A 16,322-nucleotide genomic window follows, 5' to 3' on the forward strand; every position below is an offset into this window, starting at 1 on the left:
AGAATGGGTCGCGGACGGTGCGGACAAACTCCGCACACGGCGATGGACAAGTCAGCTCGGAATGCGCTTTCCAAGCTATGCTAAGTCACCGAGTCCGGTCAACCCCACCCCGAACCGAGGGAACGAGAAGTCATGGCGGCTGTGAGATTGCAAGACGTCGCGATCCGGGCGGGCGTCTCCCAGGCGACCGCCTCCCGTGTGCTCAACGGGTCGTCACGGGTGCCCGGCGAAGGCGTGGCCGACCGGGTCCGCGCCGCCGCCGCCGAGCTCGGCTATGTGCCGAATGCCCAGGCCCAGGCCCTGGCGCGGTCCTCGACCGGGCTGATCGGACTCGTCGTGCACGACATCGCCGACCCCTACTTCTCCTCGATCGTGCAGGGGGTGCAGACGGCGGCGCGCCGGGCGGGCAAGCTCGTCCTGCTGGCCAGCACGCAACGCGATTTCGACATCGAGCGCGAATCGGTGAGCACGTTCATCTCGCACCGCGCCGACGCGATCATCCTCGCGGGTTCGCGCCAGAGCGGCGATCTCGACCGCGATCTCGAGAAGGAGTGCGCGCGGTATCTGGACAACAACGGCAAGGTGGTCGTCGTCGGGCAACCGCTGTCCTTCGGTGCCGCCGTCGAGCCCGAAAACTATGCCGCATCAGCGGAACTGGCGCACGCGCTGCTCGGTCAGGGGCATCGCGACTTCGCGGTGATCGGCGGGCCCGGTCACATCAGGACCGCCGTCGACCGGCGCAACGGCTTCGTCGAGGCACTCGCCTCGCAGGGTGTGACACCGCTGGTGGAGATCGCGGGAGACTTCTCCCGCGACGGTGGTTTCAGCGCGGCGCGCCGCCTCGCCGCGGCCTTGGATCTGCGCCACGGGCAGGCGGTCCCGCCCTGCGTCTTCGCCGTGAGCGACGTGATGGCGATCGGGGCGATCGCGGCCTGGCGCGAGCTCGGCTTGGCGGTGCCCGACGATGTCTGCGTCGCCGGTTTCGACGACATTCCCACCCTGCGTGACCACGTACCAGGGCTCTCGACGGTGGCGCTGTCGCTGGTGGACATCGGCGAACGGGCCGTCGCGCTCGCGCTCGACGACACCGCAACGTCCTCGCGCGCACACGAATTCGTGCCCGGCCGGGTGATCCTGCGCGACAGCAGCGTTTTGCACCGACCCTGACCTGGCCCGATTCGAAACCCTTGACACTGTGGGTCGGGTCACACTAGCCTCGGATCCAGCTTCGGAAAGCGCATTCCCAGCGGGTGCAGTTCGAATCCCGCTCCACCACTAGCTTTAGGACTCCAGATGGCGGTAGTCACGTCCGTCGAGGCCGGTTCCCCCGCACCGAAAGCGGCGCAACCCGTTCGCCCCCGGCGCCGAAAGCTTCCATCCCCGGCCGGTCTCTGGTCGACCGTCTGGCGGCCACTCGCCCTGGTGGCGGTGCTCGTCGTCGCCTGGTGGGCCGTCACGAAATTCGAGCTCGTCGAGCCCTACATCCTGCCGTCGCCCGCCGATACCTGGCGCACCACCGTCGACAACTCGGCGTACCTGCTCGAGAACACCTGGGTCACCACCTACGAAACGGTGGTCGGCTTCATCATCGCCGCGCTGATCGGCGAAGCCGTCGCCCTGGTGATGATCTATTCGCGTGGCGTCGAGCGAACGATGTACCCGCTCATCCTTTTCGCGCAGGTCATCCCGAAAATCGCCATCGCCCCGCTGTTCATCGTCTGGCTGGGCTTCGGCACCAGCCCCAAGATTCTCGTCGCCGTGCTGATGGCGTTCTTCCCGATCGTCATCTCCGGTATGGCCGGCCTGCGCTCGGTCGACCCGGAGATCCTCGAACTCACCTCCACCATGGGCGCGAGCAATTGGAAGACGTTTGTGAAGGTGCGTTTCCCGGCGTCGCTGCCGCAGCTGATGTCCGGGCTCAAGATCGCCGCCACCCTCGCGGTCACCGGTGCCGTCGTCGGCGAATTCGTCGGCGCCAACGAAGGTCTGGGTTATGTGATTCTGCAGGCCAACGGAAACATCGACACCGCAATGCTGTTCGCGGCCCTGATCATCATGTCGCTGCTCGGCATCATCCTGTTCGCGATCATCGAGATCGCCGAACAGTTCCTCATTCCCTGGCACGCCTCCCGTCGATCCACGGCCTCGGTCGTCGGGGCGGCTTGAGCATGCCGAACCATCGTATTCGCGCCACAGCTGGAGAACTCGCATGAAATTCCGAACACGCACACTCACGTCCATCGGGGCCGCCGCGGTGGCATCGGTGCTGGTCTTGACCGGCTGCGGAGGCGGCGGCACCGAGGCCAAGGAGCCCGGCACCGACGGGAAGACCACCCCGGTGTCGCTGATGCTCAATTGGTACCCCTACGGCGAGCACGCCCCGTTCTATTACGGAGTGCAGGAAGGCATTTTCGCCAAGCACGGCATCGATCTGAAGATCTCGGCCGGCCAGGGGTCGACGAAGACCACGCAGGCCACCGGTTCCAAGCAGACCGACTTCGGCTGGGCCGATACGCCCGCCGTCCTCAGCAATATCGACAAGGGCGTCAAGGTCAAGAGCGTCGGCGTCTTCCTGCAGACCACGCCGTCGGCGGTGCAGGTGTTCGCCGATTCGAATATCCGGACTCCGGCCGATCTGGTGGGCAAGACCATCGCCGTCTCCGCGGGCGACGCACCGACCACCACCTTCCCGGTCTATCTCGACAAGGCGGGTGTACCCGCCGATCAGGTCACCCAGCAGAGTCTCGACTCCGCGGGCAAGATGTCGGCGATGCTCTCGGGCCGCGTCGACGGGCTGATCGGCTTCGCGCACGACCAAGGTCCGACCATCGCGAACAAGAGCGGCAAAGAGGTGCGCTACCTGCGGTATTCGGAGCAGGGACTCAACTTCTTCAGCAACGGCCTGATCGCGAACCAGGCCACGATCGACTCCTCGCCCAAACTGGTGCAGGCCATGGTCGACGCGACCAGCGAGGCCTTCGCCGCAGCGGCGGCGAAGCCCGAGGCCGCGGTCGCCGCGATGGAAGGCAAGGACCCGCAACTGCCGCCGCAGCCGGTGCTGCTGCAGCAGTGGCAGCAGACCATCCCGCTGCTCACCACCCCGGAAACCGTCGGCAAGGCGCCCGGAACCAATGCCGAGGCGAACTGGCGTGCCACCGTCGAGGTGCTCAGCAACGCGAAGCTCCTCGAGAAGGCAGAGGACCCGGCCAAGTACTGGGACTCCAAATTCACCCCGACCAGCCGGCCGTGACGGAACAGGTGACGAAATGAGCACACCCACCGACACCCGCACCGGCACCGCGGTCGCCGTAGACGGGCTGACCGTGAGGTTCTCGTCCAATCGCGGCGAGGTCACCGCACTGCACGATGTCGACCTCCACGTCGGTCGCGGCGAGTTCGTGTCGATCGTCGGCCCGTCCGGTTGCGGCAAGTCGACGCTGCTGAAAGTCGTCGCGGGCCTCACCGACCCGAGCGGGGGCAGCGTCGAACTCGGCGGCGCCTCCGTGCGGGGGCCGCAGCGCGATATCGGCTACGTATTCCAGCGTGCCGCGCTGCTGGAATGGCGAACCGTACGCAAGAACATCCTGCTGCAGGCGGAGATGCGCGGCATGGACAAGCGCGCAGCGGCCGCCGAATGTGATCGGCTCATCGAGATGACCGGGCTCGGCGGCTTCGAGAACGCACTGCCGCACGAACTCTCCGGTGGTATGCAGCAACGGGTTTCGCTGTGCCGAGCCCTGTTGCATCGACCGGAAGTGCTGCTGATGGACGAGCCGTTCGGCGCGCTCGACGCGCTCACCCGGGAACGGATGAACGTCGAGTTGCACCGCATCTGGCGGGAGACGGGCACCACTGTCCTGCTGGTCACGCATTCGGTGGCCGAGGCCGTCTATCTCGCCAATCGGGTCGTGGTGATGAGTCCACGGCCGGGCAAGATCATCGAATTGCTCGACGTCGACCTGCCCGCGCACCGCGAGTACGCCACGACGATGGAGACGCCGGAATTCATCACCGTCGCCAACCGGGTCCGGGAACTGCTCGGCGCGGTGGCGCAAGCGGACTGAGATCCGGACCGCAGAAAGGACGTCGACCGCGTGAGGGTTCTCCTCGCCCCGGACAAATTCAAAGGAAGCCTCACCGCGGCCGATGTGGCCGACCGCCTCGCCGACGGCTTGGCGGAGGCGGGGATCGACAGCCTGCGGATGCCGATGGCCGACGGCGGCGACGGGAGCGTCGACGCGGCGGTCGCGGCCGGTTTCACGCCGCATCCGGTGACGGTGGCCGGGGCGTCGGGAACCCCGAGGTACGCGCGGATCGCCGTCGGCGACGGCAGCGCGGTGGTCGAGGTCGCGAACACCTGCGGTCTCGCCACCCTGCCGAACGGCCGGAAGCTGCCGCTGGACGCGAGCAGTCTCGGTGTGGGACAAGCGATCTCGCAGGCATTGCGGCACCGGCCGCGACGCCTGGTGCTCGCGCTCGGCGGCAGCGCCTGCACCGACGGTGGGATGGGGATGCTCGCCGCGCTCGGCGTCACCTTCGCCGACGCGAGCGGACAGCGATTGCGCGCGTGTGGGCGGAGTCTGGCCCGCGTCCACACAGTCGACTCGTCGCGGGCGGTCCGGTTGAGCGAGGTGGACATCGTGGTCGCGAGTGATGTCACCAACCCCTTGCTCGGGCCGGACGGTGCGGCCGTCGTGTACGGCCCGCAGAAGGGCGCCACCGAGTCCGACGTCCGGTTCCTCGACGACGGGCTGCGCAAACTGGTCCGCGCCTTCGTCCGCAGCGGCTATCCGGACGCGGCGACTGTCGCGGCCGCGTCCGGTGCGGGCAGCGCGGGTGGGATCGGCTTCGCCGCCCTGCTGCTCGGCGGCACCATCGTCTCCGGCGCCGAGTTCTTTCTCGAACTGCTCGAATTCGACCGCCACCTGCCCGATATCGACCTGGTTATCACCGGCGAGGGCAGCATCGACGAGCAGACCGCCCACGGAAAACTCCCCGCGGTTCTGGCTGCCCGAGCCCACCCCACCCCCGTGGTGGCGGTCGCCGGACGCAACACCCTGCCCCGCGACCATTGGCACCGAGCCGGTTTCACGGCCGTCTACTCTCTGAGCGACTACACCGACTCGAACACCGCCGACGACCCGGACCTGACCAGCCGACTTCTCACCCGGATCGGCCGCGAGATCGGCCGCATTCCAGCGATTTCCGGCTGATCACCGTGGTTCGCGCCGCGCTCGGCAGCTGCAACTCCCGGTTCATTCCCCCTCCGGCGTGTGGGAGTGCCCGGGTGGCCGGGTGAGGTCGTCGAGGACGACCAGGTTTCCACCGGACTGTTTGGCCCGGTACATCGCCGCGTCGGCGGATTGCAGCAAGCGGTCGGGGGTGGGGCGCGGGCACTGCGGGCAGACCGTCGCGTCGAAGACCGCGACGCCGATGCTGGCCGTCACGCCCACCGCGGTATCCGAGGGCGCGGCGACCACCCGACGGAGGTGTTCGGCGACGTCGCGGGCGCCTGCCGCCGCGATCGGAACGGCCACGACGAATTCCTCGCCGCCGGTCCGCGCCACCACCGCCGAATCCGGGGCGGCCTCGCGCAGACGCCGGGCGGTTCGCATCAGCACGATGTCGCCGATGCGGTGACCCCAGGTGTCGTTGACGCCCTTGAACCGGTCCAGGTCGAAGGAGATGACGCAGACGGCGCGATGGTCCTCGACGAGCTGGGGGAGCCGGTTCTCGAGCCCTCGCCGGTTGAGCAGTTCGGTGAGGGGATCCGAGAGCGACTCGATGCGCAGCAGCCAGTAGAGCAGCTGGAACGCGGGCACCGCGGTGATCACCGTCGCCAGCAGCAGACCCACCGCGACCGCGAGGGTGACACCGTCCCCGCCCGTCGCGATCCGCACGGACAACACCACCACCGACAGCACCGACCAGGCCGAATGCGCGGCCACGGCCCGTGCGCTGTGGAAGAAACTCAGATAACTGCCGGTCGCCAGCAGCAGGACGGCACCCATGGCGCCGAACAGTCGGTTGTGCACCTGGAGGAACTCGATCGTGAACAGCAGATCGGCGCAGGCGATCAGGACCAGCGACTCCGTTCTGCCGGGCCACGGCAGCAGCCACCAGCGCGCGGCCCACAGCGCGCCCGCCAGAACTCCGACAACGGACGCCGCGACGGGCGGCCCCGCGGGCGTGCCCGCGATCACCAGACCCATGACCGCGATCCCCGCACCGGCAGTGCCCATCAGCACCTTCAGCGGCAGCAGCGCCGAGCGAACGGCGAGGGTACGCACCAGCCAGCGGTAGTCGACCGGGTCCTTCCACCAGGACCGCAGCGTCGTACCGTCACTCATCGACTCACCCTTGGACTCGACGGCATAGCCACCTCCCACCGAATGGTTCGCAGCAGTCTAGGTGTCGTCGCCGGCGAACCCGGCCACACTGGAGGAGTGACAGCCGAACTGCGTTCCCTCACCGTCGACATCGACACCGGCCGGTGGCGCGACACAATCCTCACGAGCGTGGATCTGAGTGTTCCCGCCGGACAGCTCACCGCGTTGCTCGGCGGCCCCGGCGACGGCAAGACGATGATCGCCTACGCACTGACCGGTCGCCTGCCCGAATCGGCACGGGCGAGGGGTGAAGTCCTGATCGACGGTCGCGTCGGCTATATCCCTCAGGACGGTATCGATGCCTTCGTACCCGACCGCACGGTCGGCGAGCAACTCCGCCGATCGGAGCTTCGACACCGAGCCTGGACCGTCGAACAAGCCTGCGCTGCCGCTCATTACCCGATCGACGCTCTGGATTTGCTCGCGCAGCACAACTCCGCGGGCCAGATCCAACGCGCCGCCGTCGCGGCCGCCCTGCTGACCGCTCCCGATGTCCTGGTCGCGGACGGTCCGACCGCCTCCCTGGACCAGGGCACCGCCTACGCGGTGTGAAAGTCGCTGCGCGAGTACGCCGACACCGGCGCGGCACTGCTCATCATCACCCACGACATCGCCCTGCTCGCCGCCACCGGTTACGCCGACCGCCTGGTTGTCATCAGCAAAGGGCGGATTCTGGCCGTCGGGACGATGGCGGAACTGTCCGACTCCGAGGATCCGCGGGTGCGGATGTATGTGGGAGGCGCTGCTTCGCACGGTGAGCCGGGCCGGACACAGGGACCTGCGACGAGCTCAGCGGTCGATCTGCGCCGGTAGCTCGCCGTAGAAATCACGCAGCGCGCCGGTGATCGCGACGAACACCCGGTGGGCTGCCTCGAGGTCGGCGGCGGGCAGCTCGGCCATCGCAGCCCGGGTGCGGGTGCTGAGTGGTCCGAAGAATCCGGCCGCCACGGACATGCCGTGGTCGGTGTAGCCGAGGTGCACTCGTCGGCGGTCCGTGGCGTCGGGTACTCGCTCGAGATGGCCGGATTCGATCATCCGCTCGACCAGGTAGGTGACCGCGGGCGCGGAAATCCCCATCAGTGTGCTCAGTCGGCCCGCGGTCACCGGTGTGCCTTCGGCCTGTGCGGTTGCCACATGCATCAGGGCACGGAAGTCGTTGGGGCGCAGATCGTTCGACCGCGCGAAGACGTGACCGATCTGTTCGGAGATCGCGGTCAGCGCCCGCAGATCGCGGGCGATCTCGGTTTCCAGCTCCGACCGGTCGCGAGCCGGATCGGCGTCCTCGGTGGTCTGGTCACCCAACGCATGTCTCCTCTCGATCCGGTGGTGAGCTTAGCCGCTCCCGGGTCGCGACATTGTCAGATAGTTAAGTTTCTGAAATAGTTGATCGCGTGATGCGACTCAGCGATGGGCAGGGATGGGATCGGTTCGCCCGGATGGTGACCGGGCGGCGATCGTGGGCGTTGCTACTCGCGGTGTTCGTGGCCGCGGTGGCTGTTGTCGCGTCGGCCGGCAGCAACCAGAGCGCCGGGCAGGCGCCGGTGTCGCTGCCGTCCTCGGCGGAATCCGCTCGGGCCGCCGCTGCCGCCGACGACTTCCCAGGCGCGGACGAAGCCGCCGCGATCTTGGTGGCGACCCGCACCGATGACGGCGTGCTCACCCCGACCGACCTGGCCGCACTCGATGCCGCGCTCATCCGGGCCGAGGTCTCCGCGTCGGGCGGTCCACGCGTCGTCCCGGCTCCCGACGGCCGCGCCGCCATCGCCCAGATCCCGGTGCCTGCGGACCTGAACGGGTTCGCGCTGACCGATCGCATCGACGAGCTTCGCACCACCCTCACCACGGACCTGCCCGAACCGCTGCGCGTGCAAGTGACCGGCGGTCCCGCCTTCGGCGCCGACATCGCCGACTCCTTCTCCGGTGCCAACACCCTGCTGCTGATCGTCACAGCGCTGGTGGTGATGGTGCTGCTGATCCTCACCTACCGCTCACCGGTGCTCTGGCTCGTCCCGTTGACGGTCGTCGGCCTGGCCGACCGCGTCGCCACCAGCGTCGGCACCGCACTGGCCCAGCTCACCGGTCTCACCTTCGACGGCTCGACCTCCGGTATCACCAGCGTTCTCGTCTTCGGCGCGGGCACGAACTACGCACTGCTGCTCGTCTCCCGGTACCGCGACGAACTGCATCGCCACGACGACCATCGCGACGCTTTGCGCGCCGCTGTACGCCATGCCGCGCCCGCCATCCTGGCCAGCAATGTCACCGTTGTGCTCGCGCTGCTGACCCTGCTGCTGGCCGCGCTGCCGAACACGCGCAGCCTCGGCGCGTTCGCCGCGGCCGGACTCGTCGTCGCGTTGATCTTCGTCCTGTTCGCACTGCCCCCGGCATTGGCCCTGTGTGGGCGAAAGATCTTCTGGCCGTTCGTGCCGCACGCCGACGGTCGCGATCCGGCCGAGCACGGCATCTGGGCGAACGTCGCGCAGCGCGTGGTGCGCCGCCCGGCCCTCGTCGCCGGTGTCGCGTCGGCCGTCCTCGTGGTCTTCGCCGCCGGTCTCGCGACCACCGACATCGGCCTGTCACGCACCGAGCAGTTCCGGGTCGAAGCCGAATCCGTCGACGGACTACAGACCTTGGCCGAACACTTCCCCTCCGGCTCCGCCGACCCCGCCGTCGTGATCGCCCGCACGGCGGCCGCACCGTCGGTGCAGGCCGAACTCGACACCGTGCCAGGGATTTCCCGGGCGACCCGCACCGGAACCTCCGACACCGGAATGACGCGCTGGTCGGTCGTCCTCGACGCGCCGCCCGGCTCGGCCGACGCGTTCACCACCGTCGAGGCCATGCGGTCGGCACTCGGCGCGGTCCCCGACGGTGCAGCGCTCGTCGGTGGCTCCGATGCCGAGGCCCTGGATATCCGCGACGCCGCGCGCCGGGACCAGGGACTGGTCATCCCGCTCATCCTGGTCGTCGTTCTGCTGGTGTTGCTTGCCCTGTTGCGAGCGGTCCCGGCGGCGGTGCTGCTCGTCGGCGTCACTGTCCTGAGCGCGCTCGCCGCCCTCGGCGCGGGCAGCTGGATCAGCGGCACGGTGTTCGGTTTCCCGGCCTTGGACACCAACGTGCCACTGTTCGGTTTCCTGTTCCTGGTCGCCCTCGGCGTGGACTACACGATCTTCCTGGTGACCAGGGCGCGCGAGGAAGCAGCGGCCAACGGCACCACCCAGGGCATGGTCCGCGCCGTCGCATCCACCGGCGCGGTGATCACCAGCGCGGGCGCGGTGCTGGCCGCGGTGTTCTGCGTCTTGGGCGTACTTCCGCTGATCACCCTCACTCAACTCGGCATCGTCGTCGGCATCGGCATCCTCCTCGACACCTTCGTCGTCCGAACACTGGTGGTCCCAGCCCTGTTCGAACTCCTGGGTGACAAGGTCTGGTGGCCCTCGGTCCCCGAGAAGTAGGCGAGCGTGCCCGGGAACCAATGCAGGTGATCGCGCCTTCGAGGCGGCCTCCGCGAGGTGTCAGGCGGAAATCAGCAGGGCGATGCCCGCGACGAGCAGTGCGATCGTCTTCACCACCTCCAGTGCGATGTAGACGTAGTGGCCGAGTGAGCGAGGTGCGTCGAGCCCCGCCAGCACCGCGTCGCTGCGACGGGCCAGTCGCGGACGGACGGCGATCACCTGGGCGGCGAGGGCGATCACCGCGACCAGGACAGCGGAACCGGCCGCGGCGCCGGGAAGGCCGAGTATCAACGACGCCACAAGAATTCCCGCCCAACAGGTTTCGACGATGTTGAGGGCGCGGAAGACGATCCTGCCGATGCCGAGCCCGATCGCGAGGGTGACGTTCGGTGCGCGGAACTTGAGCGGGGCCTCGAGGAACGAGATGGCCAGCACCATGCCGAGCCAGACGAACACGACGGCGATGGCGACTGCCGATGCGGTACTCATGTCGTCGATTCTGGCGCACCCCGACCACGGACGGTCGCGCGTTGCCATCTGGTCGTGGATCGGCATGGCTCCGCAGCACATGACCCGATGACGCGCTGCTCACGACCTCCCGGCACCGGGTCCGTCGGCAACATAGAGTTGTCCCGCGCAAGTTCAAGCAGGAGGCGCTCCGTTGTGGGCGCAGGGTCGGATCGGCATTGCAGGCCGCGTTGCTCGTCGCAATACGCACGACAGGAGCGAAGGACTATGACCTCGGACTCGACAACTGGGGCGAACAGTTCACGTGATCAGACGCTGGTGATTCTCGGTGCGAGCGGCGATCTCACGGCGCGGCTGCTGCTGCCGGGGCTCGGTGCGCTGTTGACCACCGGTGGTGTGGACAAGCTTCAGCTCGTCGGCAGCGCGGTGGAAAGCTGGGACGACGACCGCTGGCGTTCGCAGGTCACCGAGTCCTTCGCGACGGTGGACGCGCGCGGACCGCAGGTGGAAGCCGTCGTCGCGACCACCCGCTATGTCACAGCGGATGCCACCGACGAGAACGATCTGCGCGCATTGCTCGACTCCTGCACAGGACAGCTGATCATCTATTTCGCGCTGCCGCCCGCTGTCACCGAGAAGGTCTGCCGCGTGCTCACCGGAGTGGACCTGCCCGAGGGCACCCGGCTGGCGATCGAGAAGCCGTTCGGCAGCGACGCCGAGAGCGCCGCCGCGCTCAACGAGTTGGTGACACAGCTCGTTCCGGAAGACCATGTGCACCGGATCGACCACTTCGTCGCCATGTCGACCGTTCTCAACATCCTGGGCGTGCGGTTCGCCAACCGCATGATCGAACCGCTGCTCAACAACCAGCACGTGCACAGCGTGGACGTGGTCTTCGACGAGAGCCTGACGCTGGAAGGTCGGGCCGCCTTCTACGACGGCACCGGTGCGCTGGCGGACATGATCCAGAGCCACCTGCTCGAGGTGCTGTCGCTGTTCGCGATGGAGCCCGTGCCGTCGCTGCACGGGGACGCCGTGCGCGACGGGAAGGCCCAGATCCTGCGGGCCACCCGGATCTGGGACGACGACCCGATCACATACAGCCGCCGCGCCCGATACACCGCAGGTGAGATCGACGGCCGTCAGGTGCCCTCCTTCGTGGATGAGAAGGGCATCGACGGCTCCCGCAATACCGAGACCTTCGCCGAACTGGTGCTCGCGGTCGATACCTGGCGCTGGTCGGGTGTGCCGTTCCGGGTGCGCTCGGGCAAAGCGCTCGGCTCACCGCGCACCGAGGTGACGGTCACCTTCAAGCCGCCGCAACAAATACCGGTCGGCATGACCGGCAGCCCGCAACCCAACCGGCTCCACATCGGAATACCCCTCGGCGCCAACACTTTCGGGCTCGACGTGAACATCAGCGGGCCGGGCGACTCGTTCGAGATCGATCCGGTGAGCTTGGCCGGAGAGTTCGGCGCGGGCATGCTCCCGCCCTACGGCCAAGTACTCAGGGGCGTGATCGAGGGCATCCCACCACTGTCGGTACGTGGCGACATGGCCGTCGAGTGCTGGCGCATCATCGAGCCGGTCCGCCAGGCCTGGCGCGAGAACCGGGTGCCGATAGGGGAATACGCGGCAGGCAGCACGGGCCCTACCGGCTGGGCTCCGACCGGGCTCCCCGGCCAGGGGGAATGAGATGACCAACGGTTCAGAGAGTTCCCAACTCGACGTACCCAACGCGGGATTGCGCATGGTCGCCCGGTGGGGACTGTGGATCAACCTCGCCACCTTCATGATCGGCTACGCCACCGGCGTCATCTCCGGCGCGTTGCTCTACATCCGCGGCGACCTCGACCTCCACGACGCCCAACAGGGTCTGGTGACAAGTATTCTGCTGCTCGGCGCGCTGGTCGCGGCGATGTTCACCGGCGGGCTCGCGGACCGATTCGGCCGCAAAATGGTGCTCGGCGGCGCCGGGCTGCTGTTCGCGGTCGGCTTCATCGTGTCGGCGCTGGCGACCGGATTCCCTCTGCTCGTCCTCGGCCGCCTGGTCATGGGCTTCGGCGTCGGCATCGCCTCGGCACTTGTTCCCACCTACCTGGGCGAGATTTCGCCGCCGCAGATCCGTGGGCGAATGCTCACCCTCAATCAGCTGCTGCAGACGGTCGGCATGCTCGTCGCCTACCTTGTGAACCTCGCCTTCAGCGGTAGCGGCGACTGGCGCGCGATGTTCTGGGTCGGCGCGATTCCGGCGATCTTGCTGGTGCTGATCGTGAAACGGCTACCGGAAACGCCCACCTGGTTGATCGCGCAGGGGCGTATCGATGAAGCACGAACCACCATCGGCTCGGTCGTCGGTGCCGCGGGTGCCGAGAAGGTGATCGAGCACTACCGCCACCAAGAAGCCGAACGCCGGCGCCTTCGGGAACAGGACAAGAGTCCCGAGCAGAAGGGGTGGCGGGTGCTGCTGGCGCCCCGCGTCCGCCCCGCGCTGGTCGTGGCACTCGGACTCGCTGTCCTGCAGCAGTTCGTCGGCATCAACACCGTGCTCTACTACGCGCCGACGATCATGGAGGAGACCGGTCTCAGCGCCTCGAACTCGATCGTCTATTCGGTCATCATCGGCATCGTGAATCTCGCGATGACATTTGTCTCGCTGCGCTTGATCGACCGGCTCGGACGCCGACCGCTGTTGCTGATCTCCCTGGTCGGAATGGGGATCTCGGTGGCACTGCTCGGTGTCTCGTTCATCGTCGATCTCGGTTCGGTGATCCTGCTGGTGTGCATGCTGGTGTTCGTGTCGTCCTTCGCCATCGGGATGGGCCCGGTGTTCTGGGTGATCCTGGCGGAGGTCTTCCCGCCCGACGTGCAGGCACAGGGCTCGGGCGCGGGCTCAGCGGTGAGCTGGTTGTCGAACTTCATCATGTCGACGGCCTTCCTGCCGCTGACCGGGGCGATCGGATCAGGTCCTGTCTTCCTGATCTTCGCCGTGATCTGCCTGGTGGCCTTGATATTCGTCTACCGCCGGGTCCCCGAGACCAAGGACCGCGACTTCGCACAGATCGACGAAGACCTGCAGGCCCGCGCCGGTAGGCACATCCCGAACTAGCGCATAGGTGGGCGAATAGCGTTCACAGCATCCGAGGAAACCGGGTGAGCTGCTCGTCGGCCGCGTTGCCCGCCGGTCGGCACCATCACCGCGAACCAATGGCGGCGCGAAAGACCTGCGCCGACAAGGGTTTTGGATCCGGTTAGCTCGGTAGCCGAGTCGGAGCCCGACATACCGATTGCTACCGGCGGTGCAACCGCTGTGATCTGCGCATTCGGTCGGAAGATCGACGAAGTGACCGAAATGCGCTCTGTCTCAACATGAATCACCGTAAAGTAGTCCGTAGCGGCCCGTCGTTCGATGGACGCGAGTCGGGTAGCGACTCCACGGCGCAACGCGGGCTGCTCGTTGCGAAATGGCCGGGCACGGTGAGTGCGGTCGTGCCATGATCCCCGCTGCCGGTGGAATGGTTTGTGCCGCCCGGAAGCCGTAATACTCCGTGCATTCATCGCGTTTTCCGGGCTGCGAAGATCTGTGAATCGGGAATGGCTTGTCGATGCGAGAATTTGATGACTGTCTGGTCGGATTGCCGAAATTTAGCTTCGTGGCGAGCAAATTCTCTGCGACTGGTCGCCGCTACGACCGCTATTGACAGTGCACCGGCGGTGATGCAACCTTGATCTACCCAGCAGTTCCGCCTTATTCGACCTTTCTCAAGCTTTCCAGTCACCGAGTGGAACTCTGCCCGGATACCTGATCGAATATCTTGAAGGGGGCCAGTGTGAGCGCAAACAAATCCGATGTGGAGCGCACGGAATTCGCCGTGGTGGAGAATGATCTCGACTGTCTGGAATATTCTCTCGTCGAAAGTCCCGGCGACGTATTCGACGACAGCTTCGAGCCACAAGTCTGCGACATGGCCGACCTCGACGGTGGTGCGGCGGCGCGAAACCGCTTCATCGACCAGCTCGGGGAGGCGATGGAGGAGGTCGGACTGGCCATCTTGATCAACCATGGCGCCGAGCCCGTCCTGCCGGCGGCCGCCGACGCGGCACTCCAGATGTTCACGGCCACACCCATCGAAGAAAAGATGCGGTATATCGCGACGGACACCACCTTCGGTGAGCCGCTGCAAATGGGGTACATCCCCCTCCAGGAAAGTACGCCTTCGCTGCCGAATTCGGTAGAAGCGTGGGAACTCGACAAAGCGGCTTTCCGCATTCCGGGCGAAGACCCCGACAAGGCGCTCACTTTCTGGCCGGATGAACGTTTCGAAACGGCGCTGCGACCCTACTGGCAGGCGTGTGAGCGGATGGTGCTCCCGCTCGTGCACGCCATGTTCCGGTATCTGGGCGTCGACCCATCGCTCTACGACGAAGAACTCTCGCCGCCGAACAGTGTGCTGAGGTTCAATCACTACCCGCCGATCGACGACGCGGCGGTGGCGGCCGGGAACACGGGCCGGGTCATCGCGCACGAGGACTACGGGCTGATCACGCTGTTGCCCGCCACCCCGGTGGAGGGGTTGCAGCTCTACCACCCCCGGCGCAAGACGTGGAGCAGGGTCCACGCGCCTGCCGGTTCTTTCGTGCTGAACAGTGGCGACTGGCTGAAAATGATCAGCAATGATCACTTCCACTCCTGCACCCATCGCGTCAGCGTTCCTCGCGATCGTGCCCAGCGGGCGGTGCCTCGCCTGACCATTCCCTACGTCGTACATCCGCACGAGACGTCGATCGTGGAAGTGCTGCCCGGGTTCGAGCCGAAGTATCAGCCGATCAGCGGCCGGGATTTCATGACCAGGCTGGCTGCCAGGTATCTGAATCGCTGAGGTCTTCTATGCGTCGGACCGGCGGCGTGTAAATGTAGTCGTCTGCCGACGGCTCGGATTCATTCAGAGGTGACAACGTGGGTTCCAATGCCAATGAAGCGCTCGGCAAATTCGGGGTGGTGGACAAAGACCTCGACTATTCCCTCGAGGAAAGTCCCGACGACATATTCGACGACAGTTTCGAACCGGTGATCTGTGATATGGCCGATCTCCAGGGCGACGCGGCGGCACGGAAACGTTTCGTCGATACGCTCGGTCGTGCCATGGAAGATATCGGACTGGCGATCTTGGTGAACCATGGGATCGATGCCGACTCGCTCCTGGCGACGGATGCGTGCGCACTGGAATTGTTCACGTCGGTTCCCGGCGAACAGAAACTGAAGTTCGCCGCGACCGACTACGTGTACGGCGGAGCGTTCCGCCGCGGGTATTTCGCAGTCCAGGAGTGGACGCCGACGCGACCGAACGCGGTGGAAGCATGGGAGTTCTTTCGCGATTCCTTCCGTATGCCCGGTGAGGACTCACAGAAGGCGCTGTCCTTCTGGCCGGAGGAGAAGTTCGAAACGGGTCTGCGGTCGTATTGGCGGGCGTGTGAGGACATGACGCTGCCGCTCGTCCGAGCCCTGCTCGAGTATCTGGATATCGATCCATCGATCTACGACGAGGAACTGTCACCGCCGAACGGCGTGCTGAGGATCAACCACTACCCGGCGTTCGAGAGCCGCAACAGCGATACCGAGAACACGGGTCGCTTCATGACCCACGAAGATTACGGCCTCATCACCCTGCTGCCCGCCAACCCGATCGAAGGGCTGCAGGTTTTCCACCCGGAGCGCAAAACCTGGAGCAGGGTGTCCGCCCCGTCCGGGTCCATGATCTTGAACAGCGGCGACTGGCTCCAAATGGTCAGCAACGACCGCTTCCGTTCGTGTTCGCATCGAGTCTGCGCGCCAAGGGATTCGGCCCACCGGGCGGTGTCGCGGATCTCTGTTCCCTATCTCGTTCTGCCCCGGGAGGATTCGGTCCTCGAGGTATGGCCCGGCCGCACCCCGAAGTACGGGCCCATCGGTGCCAAGGACTTCATGGCGAAGCTGGCAGGCAAATACGTGGACTACGACGACTAGCCGCGC

14 protein-coding genes are annotated in these 16,322 nt (G+C 66.6%); 11 read left to right on the forward strand and 3 right to left on the reverse strand.

Annotated elements, in window-relative coordinates; genetic code table 11:
* Positions 1-132 precede the first annotated feature (132 nt).
* The 5 genes from NI2_RS23580 to NI2_RS23600 all read left to right on the forward strand — a co-directional run bounded on the left by NI2_RS23580 (position 133) and on the right by NI2_RS23600 (position 5,213).
* Entirely contained in the window at positions 133-1,167 is a 1,035-nt protein-coding gene (locus tag NI2_RS23580) for a LacI family DNA-binding transcriptional regulator (RefSeq protein WP_067494330.1), read from the forward strand.
* Positions 1,168-1,293: 126 nt separating this feature from the next.
* Positions 1,294-2,166 (forward strand): ABC transporter permease, encoded by an 873-nt coding sequence (locus NI2_RS23585; protein WP_067494334.1) that lies wholly within the window; start codon positions 1,294-1,296, stop codon positions 2,164-2,166.
* Positions 2,167-2,209: 43 nt separating this feature from the next.
* Entirely contained in the window at positions 2,210-3,250 is a 1,041-nt protein-coding gene (locus tag NI2_RS23590) for an ABC transporter substrate-binding protein (RefSeq protein WP_067494337.1), read from the forward strand.
* Positions 3,251-3,266: 16 nt separating this feature from the next.
* Positions 3,267-4,064 (forward strand): ABC transporter ATP-binding protein, encoded by a 798-nt coding sequence (locus NI2_RS23595; RefSeq protein WP_067494340.1) that lies wholly within the window; start codon positions 3,267-3,269, stop codon positions 4,062-4,064.
* A gap of 30 nt (positions 4,065-4,094) precedes the next feature.
* Positions 4,095-5,213: a glycerate kinase gene (locus NI2_RS23600; protein WP_067494343.1), complete on the forward strand. Its 1,119-nt coding sequence runs from the start codon at positions 4,095-4,097 to the stop codon at positions 5,211-5,213.
* A 42-nt stretch (positions 5,214-5,255) separates the two neighbouring features.
* On the opposite strand, the gene NI2_RS23605 is transcribed toward NI2_RS23600, so the two are convergent.
* Positions 5,256-6,350: a GGDEF domain-containing protein gene (locus NI2_RS23605; RefSeq protein WP_084476688.1), complete on the reverse strand. Its 1,095-nt coding sequence runs from the start codon at positions 6,348-6,350 to the stop codon at positions 5,256-5,258.
* 96 nt (positions 6,351-6,446) lie between these two features.
* Here NI2_RS23605 and NI2_RS23610 point away from each other — a divergent pair, with 96 nt between their 5' ends.
* Positions 6,447-6,941 carry an ATP-binding cassette domain-containing protein gene (locus tag NI2_RS23610; protein WP_208115408.1) on the forward strand — a complete coding sequence of 165 codons (495 nt, stop codon included), beginning with the start codon at positions 6,447-6,449 and terminating at the stop codon, positions 6,939-6,941.
* A 237-nt stretch (positions 6,942-7,178) separates the two neighbouring features.
* On the opposite strand, the gene NI2_RS23615 is transcribed toward NI2_RS23610, so the two are convergent.
* Positions 7,179-7,691 (reverse strand): MarR family winged helix-turn-helix transcriptional regulator, encoded by a 513-nt coding sequence (locus tag NI2_RS23615; protein ID WP_067494349.1) that lies wholly within the window; start codon positions 7,689-7,691, stop codon positions 7,179-7,181.
* A gap of 92 nt (positions 7,692-7,783) precedes the next feature.
* Here NI2_RS23615 and NI2_RS23620 point away from each other — a divergent pair, with 92 nt between their 5' ends.
* On the forward strand, positions 7,784-9,844 hold the full coding sequence (locus tag NI2_RS23620; RefSeq protein WP_174552229.1) for an MMPL family transporter: 2,061 nt from the start codon (positions 7,784-7,786) through the stop codon (positions 9,842-9,844).
* Positions 9,845-9,904: 60 nt separating this feature from the next.
* On the opposite strand, the gene NI2_RS23625 is transcribed toward NI2_RS23620, so the two are convergent.
* The gene (locus NI2_RS23625) at positions 9,905-10,333 is read right to left on the reverse strand and encodes a hypothetical protein (RefSeq protein WP_067494477.1); all 429 of its coding nucleotides are present in this window, start codon (positions 10,331-10,333) and stop codon (positions 9,905-9,907) included.
* A gap of 246 nt (positions 10,334-10,579) precedes the next feature.
* Here NI2_RS23625 and NI2_RS23630 point away from each other — a divergent pair, with 246 nt between their 5' ends.
* The 4 genes from NI2_RS23630 (at position 10,580) to NI2_RS23645 (ending at position 16,316) form a co-directional block, all read left to right on the forward strand.
* Positions 10,580-12,007 (forward strand): glucose-6-phosphate dehydrogenase, encoded by a 1,428-nt coding sequence (locus NI2_RS23630; protein WP_067494352.1) that lies wholly within the window; start codon positions 10,580-10,582, stop codon positions 12,005-12,007.
* A 1-nt stretch (position 12,008) separates the two neighbouring features.
* Positions 12,009-13,421 (forward strand): sugar porter family MFS transporter, encoded by a 1,413-nt coding sequence (locus NI2_RS23635; RefSeq protein WP_067494355.1) that lies wholly within the window; start codon positions 12,009-12,011, stop codon positions 13,419-13,421.
* 721 nt (positions 13,422-14,142) lie between these two features.
* Positions 14,143-15,192: a 2OG-Fe(II) oxygenase family protein gene (locus NI2_RS23640; RefSeq protein WP_067494358.1), complete on the forward strand. Its 1,050-nt coding sequence runs from the start codon at positions 14,143-14,145 to the stop codon at positions 15,190-15,192.
* A 77-nt stretch (positions 15,193-15,269) separates the two neighbouring features.
* Positions 15,270-16,316 carry a 2OG-Fe(II) oxygenase family protein gene (locus tag NI2_RS23645; RefSeq protein ID WP_067494361.1) on the forward strand — a complete coding sequence of 349 codons (1,047 nt, stop codon included), beginning with the start codon at positions 15,270-15,272 and terminating at the stop codon, positions 16,314-16,316.
* Positions 16,317-16,322: the final 6 nt, after the last annotated feature.

Source organism: Nocardia ignorata NBRC 108230, assembly GCF_001612905.1.
In the GTDB taxonomy this organism is placed as follows: domain Bacteria; phylum Actinomycetota; class Actinomycetes; order Mycobacteriales; family Mycobacteriaceae; genus Nocardia; species Nocardia ignorata.